Origin of the sequence: Microcoleus sp. MON2_D5, from assembly GCF_036701905.1 — a bacterium.
Classification (GTDB): Bacteria; Cyanobacteriota; Cyanobacteriia; order Cyanobacteriales; family Microcoleaceae; genus Microcoleus.
The window spans coordinates 1-17,173 of record NZ_JAUBRM010000040.1 but is presented as its reverse complement, the minus strand read 5'-3'; the positions used below and the strand labels follow the sequence as shown (position 1 = coordinate 17,173).

General features: G+C 46.2%; 17 protein-coding genes and 1 tRNA gene. 12 read left to right on the top strand and 6 right to left on the bottom strand.

Annotation, left to right across the window (positions count from 1 at the left end; all coding sequences use genetic code 11):
• The first annotated feature begins 122 nt into the window (after positions 1-122).
• The 7 genes from QUA47_RS16320 to QUA47_RS16290 all read left to right on the top strand — a co-directional run bounded on the left by QUA47_RS16320 (position 123) and on the right by QUA47_RS16290 (position 5,353).
• A complete protein-coding gene (locus QUA47_RS16320) occupies positions 123-299 on the top strand; it encodes a hypothetical protein (RefSeq protein ID WP_190693418.1) in 177 nt (58 codons plus the stop codon).
• A gap of 190 nt (positions 300-489) precedes the next feature.
• Positions 490-1,041: a GNAT family N-acetyltransferase gene (locus QUA47_RS16315; protein ID WP_190656386.1), complete on the top strand. Its 552-nt coding sequence runs from the start codon at positions 490-492 to the stop codon at positions 1,039-1,041.
• A gap of 493 nt (positions 1,042-1,534) precedes the next feature.
• Positions 1,535-1,608, top strand: a tRNA-Pro gene (locus QUA47_RS16310).
• A 152-nt stretch (positions 1,609-1,760) separates the two neighbouring features.
• Entirely contained in the window at positions 1,761-2,627 is an 867-nt protein-coding gene (locus tag QUA47_RS16305; protein WP_333431515.1) for a Tic22 family protein, read from the top strand.
• A 147-nt stretch (positions 2,628-2,774) separates the two neighbouring features.
• Positions 2,775-3,755: a HemK/PrmC family methyltransferase gene (locus tag QUA47_RS16300; protein WP_333431514.1), complete on the top strand. Its 981-nt coding sequence runs from the start codon at positions 2,775-2,777 to the stop codon at positions 3,753-3,755.
• Between the two features lie 46 nt (positions 3,756-3,801).
• Positions 3,802-4,392, top strand: a complete 591-nt coding sequence (locus QUA47_RS16295; RefSeq protein WP_190656319.1) for an L-threonylcarbamoyladenylate synthase — start codon at positions 3,802-3,804, stop codon at positions 4,390-4,392.
• A gap of 25 nt (positions 4,393-4,417) precedes the next feature.
• Positions 4,418-5,353: a sensor histidine kinase gene (locus tag QUA47_RS16290; RefSeq protein WP_190656316.1), complete on the top strand. Its 936-nt coding sequence runs from the start codon at positions 4,418-4,420 to the stop codon at positions 5,351-5,353.
• A gap of 192 nt (positions 5,354-5,545) precedes the next feature.
• On the opposite strand, the gene QUA47_RS16285 is transcribed toward QUA47_RS16290, so the two are convergent.
• Both QUA47_RS16285 and hemB read right to left on the bottom strand, forming a co-directional pair.
• Positions 5,546-6,034, bottom strand: a complete 489-nt coding sequence (locus QUA47_RS16285) for a GNAT family N-acetyltransferase (protein ID WP_190656314.1) — start codon at positions 6,032-6,034, stop codon at positions 5,546-5,548.
• A gap of 624 nt (positions 6,035-6,658) precedes the next feature.
• Positions 6,659-7,642: a porphobilinogen synthase gene (gene hemB / locus QUA47_RS16280; protein ID WP_333431513.1), complete on the bottom strand. Its 984-nt coding sequence runs from the start codon at positions 7,640-7,642 to the stop codon at positions 6,659-6,661.
• A gap of 440 nt (positions 7,643-8,082) precedes the next feature.
• Between hemB and QUA47_RS16275 the strand changes: the two genes are divergently transcribed.
• Positions 8,083-9,066 carry a DUF1517 domain-containing protein gene (locus QUA47_RS16275; protein WP_333431512.1) on the top strand — a complete coding sequence of 328 codons (984 nt, stop codon included), beginning with the start codon at positions 8,083-8,085 and terminating at the stop codon, positions 9,064-9,066.
• A 331-nt stretch (positions 9,067-9,397) separates the two neighbouring features.
• Positions 9,398-9,952, top strand: a complete 555-nt coding sequence (locus tag QUA47_RS16270; protein WP_190656306.1) for a cyclic nucleotide-binding domain-containing protein — start codon at positions 9,398-9,400, stop codon at positions 9,950-9,952.
• A 225-nt stretch (positions 9,953-10,177) separates the two neighbouring features.
• Here QUA47_RS16270 and QUA47_RS16265 read toward each other — a convergent pair whose 3' ends face one another.
• Both QUA47_RS16265 and QUA47_RS16260 read right to left on the bottom strand, forming a co-directional pair.
• The gene (locus tag QUA47_RS16265; protein ID WP_190656303.1) at positions 10,178-10,624 is read right to left on the bottom strand and encodes a hypothetical protein; all 447 of its coding nucleotides are present in this window, start codon (positions 10,622-10,624) and stop codon (positions 10,178-10,180) included.
• 366 nt (positions 10,625-10,990) lie between these two features.
• Positions 10,991-11,761, bottom strand: coding sequence for a hypothetical protein (locus tag QUA47_RS16260; protein ID WP_333431511.1), 771 nt, complete (start codon positions 11,759-11,761; stop codon positions 10,991-10,993).
• Between the two features lie 607 nt (positions 11,762-12,368).
• Between QUA47_RS16260 and QUA47_RS16255 the strand changes: the two genes are divergently transcribed.
• The 3 genes from QUA47_RS16255 to QUA47_RS16245 all read left to right on the top strand — a co-directional run bounded on the left by QUA47_RS16255 (position 12,369) and on the right by QUA47_RS16245 (position 13,682).
• Positions 12,369-13,138, top strand: a protein-coding gene (locus QUA47_RS16255; RefSeq protein ID WP_445302519.1) for an IS1 family transposase whose coding sequence is annotated in 2 segments (ribosomal slippage) — positions 12,369-12,659 and positions 12,662-13,138 — 768 coding nt in all. Because the reading frame shifts where the segments join, the coding sequence is not laid out codon by codon here.
• A 15-nt stretch (positions 13,139-13,153) separates the two neighbouring features.
• Entirely contained in the window at positions 13,154-13,396 is a 243-nt protein-coding gene (locus tag QUA47_RS31015) for a helix-turn-helix domain-containing protein (RefSeq protein ID WP_445302520.1), read from the top strand.
• A gap of 58 nt (positions 13,397-13,454) precedes the next feature.
• Positions 13,455-13,682: a transposase family protein gene (locus QUA47_RS16245; protein ID WP_333431509.1), complete on the top strand. Its 228-nt coding sequence runs from the start codon at positions 13,455-13,457 to the stop codon at positions 13,680-13,682.
• Positions 13,683-14,339: 657 nt separating this feature from the next.
• Here QUA47_RS16245 and QUA47_RS16240 read toward each other — a convergent pair.
• Together QUA47_RS16240 and QUA47_RS16235 are read right to left on the bottom strand one after the other, a co-directional pair.
• Positions 14,340-15,503, bottom strand: coding sequence for a PepSY-associated TM helix domain-containing protein (locus QUA47_RS16240; RefSeq protein WP_333431508.1), 1,164 nt, complete (start codon positions 15,501-15,503; stop codon positions 14,340-14,342).
• Between the two features lie 5 nt (positions 15,504-15,508).
• Positions 15,509-17,173 (bottom strand): TonB-dependent receptor domain-containing protein (locus tag QUA47_RS16235; protein WP_333431507.1); only part of this gene is annotated, 1,665 nt, incomplete at its 5' end.

The window sequence follows — 17,173 nt, the reverse complement described above, 5'->3', positions numbered from 1 at the left end:
CTAGGTATTGACTCTCCCATGCCTTATGGCAATGGGATTTTCGATTTGACGATTCGACTTAAATTGTCCCCGTCTTCTCACTAAAAGCAAAAGTCAAATCGGTCGGGGAACCGATCACAAGAATGTCACCGTTGCGCCATTCCAGTGGTATTTCCCACCAAGGGTATAAGTTCCGGCGCGATCGGCGGCACTCAAAAGAAGCACTTCCCAAAATGCCTCTCTCCTGGTTCGGCAACAAATTTTACCTTAAAAGCGGGTTGTCCGCGCACTGGCTAGCAGAACAGTTCTACGAAACTTGACGAGAATCAAGAATCAAAAAAGCGCAGACTCAATGTTGGACGACAAATCCCTGTTTTCGGCGTAAGATGAGTGTACCGTAAACTGTTCCTCAAGAGGCTACCGGCAATTCATCCCACGCCGATCGGAGTGGGTTTATCTGTCGGGTTCTCTTTCTCGTCGTCCAACTTCTACTACCTTAACCGCGCCTGCATGGGTTTTTGGAAAAACTTATTTAGTAGTTCTGAGTCTGCCTCTGTACCCCAAACACCGGAAATTGAGGAAGATGTGGCTGTTGGGTTAGGCGATCCGCTTTCCCCAACGTTTCGCAAACCCGCCAGCGGCAACGCTCGCATCTTTTTCAGTTGCGATCGGGACATTGACCTCTACGAACTCGAAGAACTTTGTAATGCAGTGGGTTGGTCCCGCCGTCCCCTGCGTAAAGTCAAAAAAGCTATTCAGCACAGCTTCCTAGTCGTCTCTATGTGGGAGATGCGGGGCAGCCAGCGACGGCTGGTGGGTTTCGCCAGAGCGACTTCAGACCATGCTTTTAATGCCACGCTTTGGGATGTGGTAGTTCATCCCGACTACCAGGGCAAAGGCATGGGCAAGGCGCTGATGAAATACATCATTAAAAAACTCCGCAGTGAAGATATCAGCAACATTACCTTATTTGCTGACCCTCAGGTGGTGGATTTTTACCGCAATTTGGGCTTTATGTCCGATCCAGAGGGGATTAAAGGTATGTTTTGGTATCCTGATTAGCTCACAGGTGCAGGTCGGCGTTGATTTGTTGAGGATATACAATACAATATTGACGCTGCCAACACCGAATGCACCTGTGCGCTGTGGTCAGTTAGGCTTTGATGTATCTCGGCACCAGCGCCGTTATGAAGTTGTGCAAGTATTGTCAGTCAATTTGAGATTTGAGACTGCGGCGTGAGACTTCGGCGAGCGCTCAGACCATCGGCGCTCAGTCGAAGGGCCAAGTCCCCGTCAGTCGAGTTGGCCTCAGTCGAAGGAACTATTTGAGATTTGAGATTTATTCCACAGATGAATCTGGGAGATTGAACTAGGGTCTAAAATTGTGAGCAGCTCACGATAGCAGTCAGGGGCTGGTATCGGTTTTTGGGTGGGGTCAAACAGCACAACCTGAAAAAAACTTCGCCTTAGCTGCATCAAGAGCTAAATATTTAATAAAGCTTGACAAGCAAGCGGTTTTGTGTGTTAATGGTTAGAGGTTAGCTAACTATACCACCGGGATGTAGCGCAGTTTGGTAGCGCGCCTGCTTTGGGAGCAGGATGTCGCAGGTTCAAATCCTGTCATCCCGATCGCACAATGTTAAATAATAGATTGAAGCATAACTGTCTCAGATGTTTACATTTCGTCAAAATGAAAACAAATTGAGGCAGTTTTTGCCGATCGTGTTAAGTCGCCAGTCTTTGCGTTAATGTGTTTCAGGATCGCTCCTGATGGAAAAAACATGAAATCATTAGTTCGTTTGGGCGCAATATTGGGAATTGTCGGCAGCACTCTGCTGGGCCCCTCCCCCCTTGGCAAGATGTCTGCACTGGCACTGCCGGAGCCGCAAATTTTGGAAAAATTGCGATCGGTGCCAGTATTTACGATTACAGACGCTCAGGGTGCGCCCCTGATCGCTTCTGTTCCCAAGCAGGGTCAGGGTCAAACTGGTAATGCTTCCGTGGCGGGAATTTTCATCAGCCAGAAAGATGCTCAAGCTTTTGTCGATCAACTGAAAACCAGAAATCCTCAGTTGGCTGCCTCGGTGCGCGTGATGCCAGTATCCCTGGGCGAAATTTATCAGATCACTCAAGCAAATAAAGGCAAGCCGGAGGAAGTGCAATTTGCTTTCGTTCCGGCTCCGCAGCAGGTGCAGTCGGCTAAAACTGTACTTCAGCAGACTGGTCAACAAGTTAACGAGTTCAACGGTGTACCTCTGTTTTTGGCCAGAGGCGGTGCGGAAAATGGTTATTTGACGATTCAGCGGGGTCAGCAAGAGGTGATTCCCTTGTTTTTTAACAAGGAGGATTTACAGGGAATGGTCGATCGTTTTAAGCAGCAGCAGCCCAACGTGACAGCCACAATTAAGATTGAGGTGGTGAACTTGGAGAGCGTTTTGGAAGCTTTGCGTACTGAGAACGACCCGTTTTTGACCCAAATGATTTTGATTCCGTCGCGGGAGTCGCTGGAATTTGTGCGATCGCTCCAACCTGCTGGTGCGGGCCAAAATCCACAGGTTGCTCCGGCTCCAGCTCGGCCGGCTCCTGCCTCTCCGGCTCCAGCTCGGCCGGCTCCTGCCTCTCCGGCTCCAGCTCGACCGACTCGCTAATAGTTAGCCAGCAGTCATCAGTCATTAGTCATCTGTTATCAGTCATTAATTAGTAGGTTGGGTTTCTCGACTCAACCTACTATTTACGAATTAACAATTAGCAATTAACAATTAGCAATTAGCAATTAGCAATTATTACAAAGTCTTATGTTAGTTTCTGGTTTAGAGGTTTGGCAGTGGATGAATCAAGCTAAAACCGAGGCGATCGCCTATGACATTCCCCTAGCAGAAATCGACTGGCTGTTGCAAGAGCTGGCTGGTTTGGATAGGTTGGCTCTGCGTTTGGAGTCGTTTAAAGATTTGCCAAAAATAGAATTAAAGTTGTCTTTATCTGAACTTGCTCAATTGTGGCAGCGGCGCTTGCAAGAACGGGTGCCGGTGCAGTATTTAACGGGAGTTGCACATTGGCGGCATTTTTCGCTCAAAGTAACGCCTGCGGTGCTAATTCCGCGTCCTGAAACGGAATTGCTGATCGATTTGGCTGTAGAAGCTGTTAAAAGCCGTTTAGAAGCAGAAAATATCAATCAAAAATCTACCCCCCCCAACCCCCCCTTAGTAAGGGGGGGAGAAGATTTAAACTTATCCGAGCTCCGGGGGGGAGAATTTGCCAAATCGCATTGGGTGGATTTGGGGACGGGCAGCGGGGCGATCGCGATCGGCTTGGCTTCTGCGTTGACAAATGCTACGGTTTATGCAGTGGATTGCAGTTCGGAAGCTTTGGCAGTTGCCCGACTGAATGCTGAGAATTTGGGTTTTGCATCGCGAATTAATTTTTATCAAGGTTTTTGGTGGGAACCGCTAGCATTTCTCAAAGGTCAAGTCAGCGGCATGGTGTCTAACCCGCCTTACATTCCCAGCAGCACGGTGCTGAGTCTGGAACCGGAGGTTGTCCGACACGAACCTCATCTGGCCTTAGACGGCGGTTTTGACGGGTTAGAGTGCATCCGGCATTTGGTAGAAACGGCTCCCGATTATTTAGAATCCGGGGGAGTTTGGTTGGTGGAGATGATGGCGGGACAAGCTGAGGCGGTAGCTGATATGCTGCAAAGTCACGGGAGTTACGGTGAAGTTCAGATATTTTCTGATTTAGCAGGAATCGATCGGTTTGCCTTAGCCTACCGTCTTTAGGTTTCAAGAATATGCCAAAATTCTCAAATCTTAAATCTAAAATGGCATGACACAAGTTTTGATCGATGCCCTAGTTCAAGGGGCAATTTCTGGCAATCATATCGTCAGTTTTCCTACAGATACTGTACCCGCTTTGGCTGCGCGGCCCGATCGCTCGGAGTTGATTTTTGCAGCTAAACGTCGCAGTCAAGACAAACCGCTGATTTTGATGGCTGCATCGGCCCAGGCCTTGTGGCCCTACGTGCAGGGAAGTCCAGCAGAGTTAAAATTGTGGCAGCAAGTAGCCGAATCCTATTGGCCGGGGGCGTTAACTTTGGTGCTGCCGGCTTCGCCAAAAGTCCCGGCGGCGATGAATCCCATCGACCCAACTACAATCGGAGTACGAGTGCCTAACCTTCCCCTGGCCCTAAAGATTTTAGAGCAGACAGGCCCTTTGGCTACTACCAGTGCTAATTTATCCGGTCAGCCGCCTCTGGAGTCTGTGACAGAAATTGAGGCTCAGTTTCCCGAAGTCTTGACATTAGTTCCTTCTGAATTAACAGCGACAACAGCTTCGAGTTTGCCTTCCACTGTGGCTAAATGGAGTGGCAGCGATTGGGAAATCTTGCGACAAGGCACGATCGAGTTAGAATGCTAAAAGCTAAACTCCAAGGCAAAGCAATATGGCGCCGATCGGCTGGAGCGACTTTATATATTTAGGTATGGGACTGGGGCTGGGTTTGGGAAGCAGTTTGATTTGGCGCCTGCGGCAAAAAAGCTCGCAACAGCCCGAACCTGCGCCCAATGTAGCCCCACCTCCTCAAGAAATTCACTTAGAGAAGTTTGATGCCCTTTCCGACCAACTTAAGCAAACTCAATTGGCTTATCAGATGGCATCGGAGATGAGCCAATTTAAGGCGGGTTTTTTGGCTCGAACTTCTCACGAGTTGCGATCGCCCCTTAGCACTATGATTGGTACGCTGCAATTAATTCTCTCGGATTTGTGCGACGATCCTGCTGAGGAACGAGAGTTTGTCGAGCAAGCTCACGTCGCGGCACTCAAGCTGGTGAAATTGATAGATGAAATTATCTCTGTTGCTAAAACTGAACACGGCACTGAAAGGATGGAGATTGAGCCGATTCAGTTAGCTAAGGTTTTTGACGAGGTTGATGATTTAACTTACTTGCAAGCTGCTAATCGCGGCATTCGTTTGGAGATCTTGCCGCCCGACCCGGGGATTTATGTATTGGCAGATTTGCCGAGGTTTAGGCAAGTTTTAGTCAATTTGGTAGATACTGCTGTTGCTCAGATGGAGGAGGGGAGTATTTCTGTTTCTGCCCATACTTCGCCGGAATCTGGATACGTTCACATTTGGGTGGACGATCAGCGTTCAGTGAGTGCTTGGAGCGAGTCGTGGGATTTGCTGAAGCACGATTTGGAGTGTGATGTTACCAAGAGCAGCGATAATTCTCAGGTGTCTTCTGGAATGAGGTTATTGATGAATCAGACTCTTTTAAGTTTGATGAGCGGAAAGTTGGAGGTTCTGGCTGTGCCTTCTGAGTCCGAAGAGTGCAATTTTAACCGGACTCAGTGTTCTATTCCTTTGGCAACTTTGTGATGGAGGAAGTTCGGCCACGAGCAATCTACCGGATGTAGCGGAGGTGGGAAAGAGGGCAAAGGATTTAACAGATTTAACGGAGGTGGGGAAGAGGTTCGAGGGAAGATGAAAGAAGGAAATTATTCATAGGGAGTAAGGTGCGCCCTTACGCACCCTACATATTATAGATTTTGGTGCCAATCTGGTGATTATTTAACAATTAGCAGTTAGCAATTCGCCGTTGCTAATTTCTAATTCGAGATTCTCTTCTAGAAGCTGATTTTCAAGAACCATGGTGGTGCTAGCGTTTTGCTGAAAACCGATGCGCTCGTAGAAGCTTTGTTTGTAAGTTGTCATCAGGTAAACTCGCTCTACTCGGCACATCCGAGGGTGACTCAAGACGGTTTGCACTAATTTACGGCCGAGTCCTGCACCTTGGTAATCCGGGTGAATGGCGACATCCCAGATGGTAGCTCGATAGATCCCGTCTGAGGTGGCTCTGGCAAAGCCGATCGCGCGTGAGCCATCCCAAACTGTAACAACTGGTTCGCTGTTGGCGATCGCAATTTCCCAATCTTCTATCTTGCGTTCCCTCGCCCAAAAGGCGGCGGCTTTAAATAGTTCTTGGATCTGTGCGATGTCTGCGCGATCGCGACCTATACAAAATTGAATGTGACTGGAATCCCTAGTCGTTGATGTCATGCTCAATCTTCCTTCAAGTTGTATCTAAACTTTGTTACTTTTACTGTCTTAGCGGGTATAGTTGATTTTGCTTGGGAACAATCAATGATTTAATTCCCCATTTACAAAACTATTTTTATTCAGACATATTTTCTCACTAATTTCGGTGATTATTAATACTTTTTGGGGTAAATGTTGTAAAAAAGTTTTTGACTCAAAATTCCCAACTTATAATTCCTACCATTTGAGATTTGAGAGTTGAGATTTTAGATGCGAATGACTGATGTGGTATGGGTTTAGAGTTCGCTTACAGAGAAACCAATTTTTTTGTAGTTACAGCCCACCGCACTGACAAAAAACCCGGTTTCTGAAATTATTAATGCGTAACTGAGAGCTTAATATATGCCGTAATGGCTCAAAAATCATCTATCGATCGAGAGATGTGTTTACTCCACGGGAACACCCGAAGATTGTGCTGTGGAGTCAATTCTTTAATCTCTAATCTCAAATCAAGTGATATCAAATCCGTTAGCATCGGAATAGTAAATTCGAGTTCACTGTTAACGGTTGACGGTTGACTGTTCACTGTCAACAGTCAACCGTCAACCGTCAACATCATTCCGGTGTAACCGGAAATGATATGAATCAGTTTTTCAGCCAGCGGGCGGCGTCTTTGGCGTGATAAGTCAAAATCAAATCAGTACCAGCACGTTTGAATCCTGTCAAAGTTTCCATCACTACTCTTTCTTCATCTATCCAACCGTTGAGGGCGGCGGCTTTCACCATCGCATATTCCCCAGAAACGTTGTAAGCAGCAACTGGTAGGTTAGTTGCTTCCTTCACGCGCCAGATGATGTCCATATAAGCTAAAGCGGGTTTAACCATGAGCATATCTGCGCCTTCGGCAATGTCGAGAGCAATTTCTTTAAGAGCTTCGCGGCCGTTTCCGGGGTCCATTTGATAGGTGCGCCGATCGCCAAATTGCGGAGCAGAATCTGCAGCATCCCGGAACGGGCCATAATAAGCTGAGGCGTATTTTGCCGCGTAAGACATGATGGGAATATCTTCAAATCCAGCGGAGTCCAGTCCTTGGCGAATTGCTCCGACAAAACCGTCCATCATTCCCGAAGGCGCGATAATATCTGCACCGGCTTTAGCTTGAGCCACTGCGGTTTTCTTGAGCAATTCTAGTGTGGGATCGTTCAAGACGCGGCCGCTTAAATCTCCGACTTCCAAATAGCCGCAGTGACCGTGACTGGTATATTCGCACAGACAAGTATCAACGATGACGATTAAATCTGGTACGGCTTTTTTAACTGCTTCCGTCGCTTGTTGGACGATGCCGCAGTCGTGCCAAGCACCTGTCGCATCTGTGTCTTTATCTGCGGGAATGCCGAATAAAATAATAGCGGGAATGCCGAGGTCGTAGACTTCTTTTGCTTCTTCTACTATTTTGTCTACCGATAGCTGGTAAACTCCCGGCATCGATGTGACTTCTTTAGCAAAAGCTTCCCCCGGTACCGCAAATAGGGGGTAAATTAAATCGCTCGTTGTCAAGATATTTTCGCGTACCATCCGGCGGAGTTGGGGATGGTTGCGGAGGCGGCGGGGGCGGTGAGTTGGAAACATAATGTTTTTTTTACGGTAGATAAAGCCCTGTTTTTGAGGACTCGCGGCGTTTCTTTAAAAGTCTAGAGCTTATTGTTGGCCGATCGCCCTGTACTTAAGTAAAGTTCTGTAAAAGCCAGGATGTCGATTGTTTGTAGTAACAGAGATGTTGCACCATTCTCAATAACCATTTTATGGGCGGGCTAGAAGATCCCAACCCGTACTCCCCACAGGAAATTCAGTCTTTGTGGAACAGGCCCGAAAGCCGGCTCTTGAGAATGGTGCAAGAATTTAGTAGTAAGGAATGCAAGTCCTTTCTAGCTTTTCTCGTTTGCAGACTCAGGCGTAAATGTGGTTGGATCGGTTGGTACGGATATCTCGCTGGCTTCATACCTATAACCAGGCTGCCCAGAAGCGAGGATAGACTGTAAATTATAAATGTATCGAATAGTAACGGTCTTATGTACAAGCAACTAATTTCAAAGATGAAACCCCTTTTGAAACCACTATTTGCGATCGGTCTGGTACTGACGCTAGCCCTCGGTAACGCTGATGGAGCTCTGGCTGCCCGCAGCGGAGGACGCATCGGCGGCGGATCTTTTAGTGCTCCAGCGCGCAGTTACTCATCCCCGAGTCGCACTTACGCGCCGTCGGGAGGGGGTTACTACCCGGGCGGCGGCTTTGGCGGCGGTTTCGGTTTCCCGTTCTTGCTGCCGTTTTTTGGCTTTGGGGGCGGGTTTGGCGGCCTGTTCTCGATTTTGATTTTTATCTCGATCGCTAATTTCCTCGTCCAAAGCTTCCGCCGCGCCGGGGGCGGAACTGACGAACTCGGCAACAGCGCCCCCACTACTACCGTATCTGTCGCCCGCTTGCAAGTTGGTTTGCTAGCAGAGGCCCGCGGTTTGCAAGCCGAACTCGACGCCCTAGCGCTAAAAGCGGATACCGATACAGCAGCAGGTCGCGCTCAAGTGCTGCAAGAATCTACTCTGGCGCTGCTGCGGCATCCTGAATACTGGGCTTACGCGGGCGCTGAATCTGTGCAAACTCGCTTGGAAGCAGCCGAAGCTAAGTTTAATCAATTTTCTTTGGCAGAACGCAGCAAATTTACTGAAGAAACGCTCTCGAATTATAACAACCAGCTCCGGCAAGCAGGGAGCAGCAAGCTCCTGCCAGGTTTGCAGGAAAATGGGGCGCTGGTTGCTTCTGATTTGAATTCAGAGCCCGGGGAATTTATTGTGGTAACGGTGATTGTCGGTACTCAAGGTAAATTGCAATTGCCAGCAGTGAAAAATTCTGAAGATTTGCGCCAAGCTTTGCGCCAGATTGGGGGAGTATCGAGCGAGCAGTTGCTGGCGATTGAGGTGCTGTGGACTCCTCAAGCCAACGGGGACACTCTGACTGCTGACGATATGTTGGCCGGCTATCCTGATTTGCGATCGATTTAGTGAGCAAGACTGGGCGCGGAGCATTGTCTACCGCGCCCCATCCCGCAGCAAAGCTGGGCGGGTCAACCCAATTGGTTTTGAGACGCGAATTTTACACGAGTTTTTTGAGGTCGATCGAGTTAAAGAAGATTGTTTAACAAATGCTAGTATTGAGAGATTATGATTCAGCCTGATTCATCTGCTATGGGCAAAGCCTGGCTGAGATGGGTTTTGCGAAGAAGTTAGGCAGGATAAAAAAAACTGTATTGAGCGAGGACTGCTTCGGAAGAAGTTGCGACCGCGCGCCATCTAAATTTTATATGAAAGAAGAAGGGATCGAGAGCTAAAACTTATGGCCGACAGCAGCAGGAAAAAAGCACTTTTTATTTTGAGCCAGTTAAATAATGACGATATCAACTGGATCGTCCATAAAGGCAAAAAGGAAGTTCTCGATCCGGGCGGGATTTTGATCCATGAAGGGAGACAGATCGATGCGCTATACATTGTTTTGAATGGGAGTTTGAGCGTTTTGATCGAGGCTGAGCGGACTAGAGAACTCGCTAAAATAGCCAGCGGAGAACTGGTGGGAGAAGTCTCTTTCATTGACGCTCGCCCTCCTTTGGCAACGGTGAAGGCGATCGAAGAAACTCACTTGCTGGCAATTCCTAGGCGGCAGTTAGTAATCAAACTTCAAAACGATATGGGCTTCGCTTCCCGGTTTTATTATGGAATTTCACTGTGTCTGGCAGACAGAATGCGCGGTACGATCAGACATATAGAATACGGTCGCAATATTGAATTAGATCAACCAGAATTTGAACGAGAGGATATCAATCCTAACGTCCTGGAAAATTTGGCGCTAGCTGAGGCTAAGTTTAATTGGCTGAGGGAAAATGTTAAAGCTTGAGGAATTTTAAGGCTTTTTTGAGCTGGGTGTGAAAACTTGCCGATTGATACGGTAATTGAGAGAGGTACGATGTAACTTCTCAACTCAAAAAACCGATGTGCAAAACACAACACGGGCGGGTTGTACCGGAAATAGCGAGCAATAACTGCCGGAACTATAAAAACCCGCCCCTTGGGTTTGCAGTTGCAATTTCGCGCGCTGAAACGCCACTACCAACCACACAATCTAGATAATGCCCGGGCCTTTACCGCGAGTGTCTGCATCCATTGTCAGTTTTCCTTCCTCGCCTTTTTTATCTTTCACTTCTGCGAGAATTCGAGCGCGTTCTGCGGCTTCAGCTTCCTCTTTTTCTCTCAAATCGCCCGGTTCGTTGATGTACATTTCCGGTTCGATCGCGTAATTGTTAACCAGACCTTCTTTGTCTACTGTATAACCATCTGTAGTGTGAATGCTTTCGTCATCGGTTTGGTCATCAGTCTTTGCAGCTTTCTGCTTTCCTTCGGTGGTTGTGTGCATGAAGTTAGCGCCTTCGCGTTCTTGCCGCGCTGCTGTCTCCGCAGGAGTAATGCCCCTGTCGTAGTGGGGGGCTTCCATATTAGCTTCGATTTCTTCGTCGGCGGGTGTTGCTTTGCTAATTTCTCTCTCGGGCGGTGTTGGTTGGCGATTAGTCATGATTTATTCCTGAGTTATCTTTTCAAAAAGGTCTTTGCGCTATGTTTAAATATTATGCCCAAGCTAGCTCATTCACAAACTATCTTTGGTTATAGTTTGCGAAAAATTGCTGTGAGGGAAAATACCTTGATGGACTCTTCCTGAAGACTGATAAAATTCTGTTTTTATTTAAATTTTTACTATCGGCGACTATTTGGCATCTATCTAAAGATAGGGAAGTGGCCATTGCCGGTTGAGGATTGGGAATTGTACTAATGACTAATGATAGCAGTTTAGAACCAGAATTTTACGGTAGGCCAGTTCTCAAGCTCGATAGTCATCAGTCATTCCCAATTATTCAATTCTTTAATCTAAAGTCGTCTGACTTTACGATTCTTTAAAGAAGCGGATGATTTCGCGGACGTGGTTGAGAAATTGTCCGTCATCGGTGAGTTGGGCGATCGCACTTTCTGCATCTCTTCTCAGTTTAGTGTGTTCTGCCTGATTTGTCGCTTGCAAAGATTGTAGAGATGCGGATACAGTAGTTAATTCTCTTCTGATAGCTTGCCGTTCCCGATTTTGGACAGCCGCCCACGAATTCGGATCGTCTGAATTTAATTGATCGCTCAAATTCCTAACAGTAGATTCTAACCCTGCAAAGCGGCTGCGGAGTTCGACAATATCTTCGCGGGGGTACAAAAATTGGCTGCGGATAGTTGTCAGCCGCTGGGCTAAATACTGATAACCTCGGATAGCTGGACGCAGTACAGTTAACAGCAGTGCAGCACCGGAACTGAGATAGCCAATAGCACTAATTCCGGTGGCGGCTAGGGCGTAAAGTGCGATCGCGCTAAACAGGTGAAGTGCGATCGCCGCCAAGAGCGATCGGCGAACTAATAAAGTAACGTATTGGAGTTGTTCCCGATCGACAGCAATGTTTTTTTTAGTCGATTCTGCGGCTTGCGCTAAAACTTCTTTAGCTTCAAAATGGATATTCCAGGGAACTGTAACTATCAGCAACAGCCATTCAAAAATAGCAATGGCAATTACCCAATCAATAAAACTGCCGGCGGAGACGTGCAGCCATTGGAGAATGGCAAAAACTAGCAGCAAAAATATGCCTGTGACGGCACCAAAACCTGCGAAAGTGTAATACATAGCGATGCCTTGGTGGAATGTTGTTTTGATTGTGGGTAGGTGCTTTAGGTCTGGAGTAATAAACTGTGACAGTTAAGTGAGCGTCCTATTAATCCCGGTTCATTAGTTATGAGTAACAATGCAGGCCAAGGGTTGCGAGCAACCTATTTTTTCCCACAAATACTTGCTCTACCTCAATCGTGGAAGGTAGTTGAGATTTGGGGTAGGTTGTTTAGGTATGGATTCATAAGGTGTGACAGTTAAGAAATCGTCCTATTGAACCCAGTTTATTAGTGATTAGTAATACTCCGGGAGACAAGGGTTTCCAGACGCCTGGTTTGTTCCAGGAACATACACGGGCTTGAACCCATCCATAATAGACATCTCCAAAAAACCAACTCTCGTTAAATTGCCAATATATTATAAGGGAGATTTATGTAAAAAGAATGAGTCAACTTCGCGAACACATAGAAAGACATCCCTCAGAAACTACTCGGCTATTAAGTCTAAACTATGACCAACTTATAGGGCTAATTACTCACGCATAAAATCTGTAGGTAGTGCTTTTTTGTAAAGGGCGGAGGAAAATAGTATAATCGATCGACGATCGCGACAGAGGAATGATTGAATGAAACTCGCTCTAAGTTGCCCGACCTGTGGATCTGATGACATTATGAAAAATGGGACAACGCGCAGAGGAAAACAAAACCATAAATGTCGAGACTGTGGAAGACAGTTTGTGGAGGCTCCACAGTGGAAACCAAAAGACAAAGACATCATCGCATTGGTAAATTTATTGTTATTGGATAAAATCCCCTTAGCCGGAATAGTCAGAACAGTAGGTGTGTCAGCAAGCTGGCTCCAAAACTATGTGAACAAATATTATCAAGCATGTAGAGCAGCAAGCAGAAGTAGTGCCAAAAGCAATCATGGAAGCTGACGGTTCAAATGGATGAGTTGTGGTCGTTTGTGGATCATAAAGGAAACAAACAATGGGTCTGGATTGCGCTCGATGCTCAAACCAGAGAAATCATCGGATGTAATATCGGAGAGCGTTCACGGGCATCAGCCAGACAACTCTGGGATTCATTACCAGGGGTATATAAGCAGTGCGCCAAGGTGTATACAGAGATGTGGGAGGCGTATGAAAAGGTAGTGCCAAGCAAAAGGCATTTTGCGGTAGGAAAGGAGACCGGATTAACGAATTATATTGAAAGGCTCAACAACACGTTAAGACAGAGAATATCGAGGTTAGTGAGAAAAACATTATCATTCTCGAAAAAGCTAGAAAATCATATCGGGGCAATCTGGAACTTCATCCACGAATATAACCAACAAGTTAGAAAAAAAAATAGGGATTGCATAACAAGATCGATTGTTTTTCTCTGTCCTTTATAAAAAAGGACTACCAATCTGTATAACCAGCAGAAAAAAGTTCAACATAATTCTAAAATTTGCATCATCAAAGGCGGAGATGGTCGCCAACCTAAATTAGAGATTGCCGCTCAAATTCTCCTGACTTTGGTATATTTACACCATCTTCCCACATTTCCAGTATTAGGAGTTCTATTTGGAGTCAGTGAGTCAGCAGCTAATTATATCTTTCACAAATGGATAAAGTTTTTAGATAAATCTTGCCTGCTTAGAGAGTTATAACAGGTAAAAAAATGATTCGGAATGCCAATGACTTGTTGAAATATTGAGTGAATTTTAGTTGATTCTAGATAGCTATGAACAGCCAAGAAAAAGACTTACAGACTATAGAAAGAAGAAAAAATACTATTCAGGTAAGCAAAAAAAACCTACCTTAAAAAATCCAATAGTTGTAATGCCGAACGGGGAAGAAATTGTTGATGTAGTAGTGGGAGAAGCTGGAACAACGGCGGACATGAAAATTTGGAATTCCCGACGAAAAGAATGGAATCCAGAGCACAAATTTTAAGGGTACAAAGCTGGGGAACTATTAATTGATACTCGTCACAAAAAAATCGAAGTAAAAATATTACAGAGGCTCAAAAAAAGCCAACAAACAGAATGTTAAAAAAAGAATAATAGTAGAGCATATGATTAGGTGGGTGAAGATTTAGTGTGCAGCAGAGAGATTTCGCTTAAAATCTGGCAATTACGAGCCAGTAATTATGGTCGTATGTGGATTAATGAGATGGCGGATTGGTGCAATAGTTATATGTCAAGAAAAATCGATAGAAACCGGAAAAAATAGTAAGAATAATGTCATAAAAATTGGTATTTATGATTAATATAATCTTCCAACCCTTATTTAACTGTTAGTTTCTTGTCCGAAGCTCGAAGCGAGCTTCGGACAAGAAACCAAGCGGGGGAAAGGTTTGGCAGTTATTGGAGATGTCTATTAATGGCCGTCGCAATTGATTTAATAAATCCTCAACATCTAAAAAACTCGTTTACTAAATGCTGCTACTGTCATCTATGAACTGAAATAAGACTTACGCAGGTCTAGGCTAGAAACTAGGTTTTTCGTAGATTTTTAGTTGAGAGACTAACAATTTTTCTAGGGAACCCGGTTTCTTTGCGTAAGTCATGTGAAAATTATGCTTTTCACTTTAATCATCAGAAACTATTCTCAAAACCAAGGCCATTCTGCAAGAGGAGAAAAATTTTGAGATTCAGCTACTGTCGCAGTAAATTGGCGGTTTGCTTCCCGCCGCTGAGCTAATCTCCACTGTCGCCGGCGCCAAAGTGCGAGGCCAGTGAGCGACAACAATGTCGGTGTAAGTCCGATGAAAAGGTAGAGAATTCGTGTTGTCAACCCGCCAAAAGCACCGATATGTATCGGGAACCACGCAATTATAATCCGGAAAGCTGCATTTGTTGTAAAAGAATTTTCCACCCGCAAAGCTTCTCCGCTATACCGATCGAGATAGACGTAGCTGCTACCGTTGGGGTGGATGTCCCCGCCCAGTCTTTTACGCACTAGGAATGTCCCCTGCGGTTCGCGGGGAAAGGTAATGGAAAGGCTTTTGCCCGAAGGTAACGCCAAGTCAGCTTTTTGTAAAACAATATCTGCTGGGATTGTCGGTGAATTCGCCACAATAGTTGATGTTAATTGTGGGGGTTTTGGCGTACCGGCGAGCGAGTAAACGGCGCTTTTAAACTGAGTTTCAAAAGCCATGGCTGTGCCGGTAGAGGCGATCGCGATCAAAAGCACACCCGATAAAATCCCCCCGACTTTGTGAATGTCGTAGTTCATTAGGTGAGGCAAGGAATGCCACCGGATCGAAAAGCCGGCCACCAGCTTTTTCCAACCAGGCCACAAAATGAGTCCAGTTACACTCAGCAGCAGCAACAGCAATCCGCAGATACCAACAACCGTCTCGCCGGCTTTACCTCCCAGAAGGCTGATGTGGAGCTCATAAATGAAACTCATTAAAGTCCGACCCCACTCCTGAGAGCCGAGAACAGATCCCGTGTAAGGATCGAGATAGATGAAGAGACGCCCGCCGTTATTTAACAGCATCTGCACTGTATACACGCTATTTAACGTGCGAGGCAGATCCATGAAATTAAGCTGCAAATCGGGATAAGCTGAGCGGACTGTATCAACTACAAACTGTACAGATACTCGATCGCCTTGTGGCACAACTTGGAACATCTGGGGATTGAGGAAAGCGTTGATTTCTTTCCAAAAGATCAGCGAACTGCCAGTTAAGCTGACGATCGCTAGCAGTATCCCCACCGTCACACCTATATAGCGGTGCAAAACTAATGCGATCTGGCGCAATTTCATTTGTTTCACCAATTGAGCACGTAGCGGACATTAATGCTTCTGCCTCTAGCGGCAAACCTCTCGGAATTATTAAAACCGCCGGCACGTTGAATCCTGACTGGGAAATATTGACTGTCCAACAAGTTCTCAACACCAATGTTTAGCGTTCCCGGCCCAATCTCGATGCTGCTAATGTAATCCACCACCAGATAGTTGTCTATATCTGCGAGGTCAACTTTTTTATCAAAAGCCCGATCGCGATCGCCGATATATACTAATTGCAATCGGTTGCGCCATCCCGGGGTAGTTTGGTTTTGAATATAACTCGTCAGCTTCAGCGGTGAGATAATGCTGCTATTGAGAGGCAAATAGTCTCCATCTCGGTTAACATCATCTTCACCTTCTTGCCAAGTTGCAGTACCGCCGAGTTGCCATCCCCCTCCCGGCCGCCAGTCAAGAGTTCCCTCAACACCGTATATCCGTTGCGGTGCGCGGTTAATTCCGATTGGAAAGCCGCGCTCGTCTAATAGGAAACTTTCACCCAATTCGGAGGTATTGTAAAAACCCGAAATAGACGCTTGCACTTGCTGCCAGTTGCCGCGAACCCCGATTTCGTAGTTGTCAACTCTTACCGCTTCTAACTGTTTAAAATCGCCCCCAATCGAAAATCCGGCTGGCGGACGGCGCAGGAGATTGCCAAAATCTGGTATGCTAAAACCTTGGGCAAAGTTACCAAAAACATTAAATGTGTCTGTGATTTTATAGACAGCACCGACATTAAAGACGGTGCTGTTAAAGTCCAAATCTCCGCCTTCAATATCTGCATTGGCTGGGAAGGTAGTGTAGTCGTCAACACTGAAGCCGATGCGCTGGTGGCGCAATCCACCGCTGACTAAAAAGTTATCGCTAATATCCCATCGCAACTGAGCAAACAAACCTAGCTGGCTGAGGTCATAACGCGGAACCTCGACGCGTTCGTCAATTTTACGGTAAACTCGACCGCCGCTTTCATCGTAAGCCACAGGATCGAAAATATCTTGCACAATGGTGTTGTATTCGTTGTTGTAATCAACTCCCCACAGTAAACTAGCTGCTGTAAATACAGGAGTGTCAATCTGCAAGCGACCGCCCCAATTTTGATGTTCTACCTGTCCAAAAGCAATATTTTTGAAAAAAGCATTTCGAAAATCGGTAGGAAAAAAGTTTAGAGAGTTGGATCGATAGTAAGCTTGAGCCTGAAGCTGGCTGCCAAAAAGCCGATCGTGAGTGTAGGTCAAGTTAAAGAGAGTATTTATATCTCTTGGGGGGTTAGAGTCAATAATTTCGATTTCTCCTACTCTCAAAGCCCGGGCTTTTTCTGTTCCTGCCGGGCGGGTATCGACCCTCAAATCGTTGATATACTCGTTATCGACTTGGCTAGAACGGTAGTGATTGAATGTTAGTTGCAAGCGCTGTTGAGAATCTAGGTTTACTCCTGCCTTGGCTAATACATTGAAGGTAGCGCTTTGATCTAAGGGGCGATTGTTAAAAATGCGATCGCCTTCAGCATGATAAAAAGTGCCGGTGCTTTCTCGCGAGAAGGAAAAGGCGTAGTTGTAAGCGCCCTCTGTACCGGATAGGGAATGCGCGATGTAGTTGCCAAAACTGCCGCTTTCTAGGAAGCGTCGGTTGCCGGCTGCTGCTGTCAGACC

Coding starts and splice junctions, on each gene's coding strand:
- QUA47_RS16320 (WP_190693418.1), top strand. CDS start 123: ATGTCACCGTTGCGCCATTCCAGTGGTATTTCCCACCAAGGGTATAAG.
- QUA47_RS16315 (WP_190656386.1), top strand. CDS start 490: ATGGGTTTTTGGAAAAACTTATTTAGTAGTTCTGAGTCTGCCTCTGTA.
- QUA47_RS16305 (WP_333431515.1), top strand. CDS start 1,761: ATGAAATCATTAGTTCGTTTGGGCGCAATATTGGGAATTGTCGGCAGC.
- QUA47_RS16300 (WP_333431514.1), top strand. CDS start 2,775: ATGTTAGTTTCTGGTTTAGAGGTTTGGCAGTGGATGAATCAAGCTAAA.
- QUA47_RS16295 (WP_190656319.1), top strand. CDS start 3,802: ATGACACAAGTTTTGATCGATGCCCTAGTTCAAGGGGCAATTTCTGGC.
- QUA47_RS16290 (WP_190656316.1), top strand. CDS start 4,418: ATGGCGCCGATCGGCTGGAGCGACTTTATATATTTAGGTATGGGACTG.
- QUA47_RS16285 (WP_190656314.1), bottom strand. CDS start 6,034: ATGACATCAACGACTAGGGATTCCAGTCACATTCAATTTTGTATAGGT.
- hemB (WP_333431513.1), bottom strand. CDS start 7,642: ATGTTTCCAACTCACCGCCCCCGCCGCCTCCGCAACCATCCCCAACTC.
- QUA47_RS16275 (WP_333431512.1), top strand. CDS start 8,083: ATGTACAAGCAACTAATTTCAAAGATGAAACCCCTTTTGAAACCACTA.
- QUA47_RS16270 (WP_190656306.1), top strand. CDS start 9,398: ATGGCCGACAGCAGCAGGAAAAAAGCACTTTTTATTTTGAGCCAGTTA.
- QUA47_RS16265 (WP_190656303.1), bottom strand. CDS start 10,624: ATGACTAATCGCCAACCAACACCGCCCGAGAGAGAAATTAGCAAAGCA.
- QUA47_RS16260 (WP_333431511.1), bottom strand. CDS start 11,761: ATGTATTACACTTTCGCAGGTTTTGGTGCCGTCACAGGCATATTTTTG.
- QUA47_RS16240 (WP_333431508.1), bottom strand. CDS start 15,503: ATGAAATTGCGCCAGATCGCATTAGTTTTGCACCGCTATATAGGTGTG.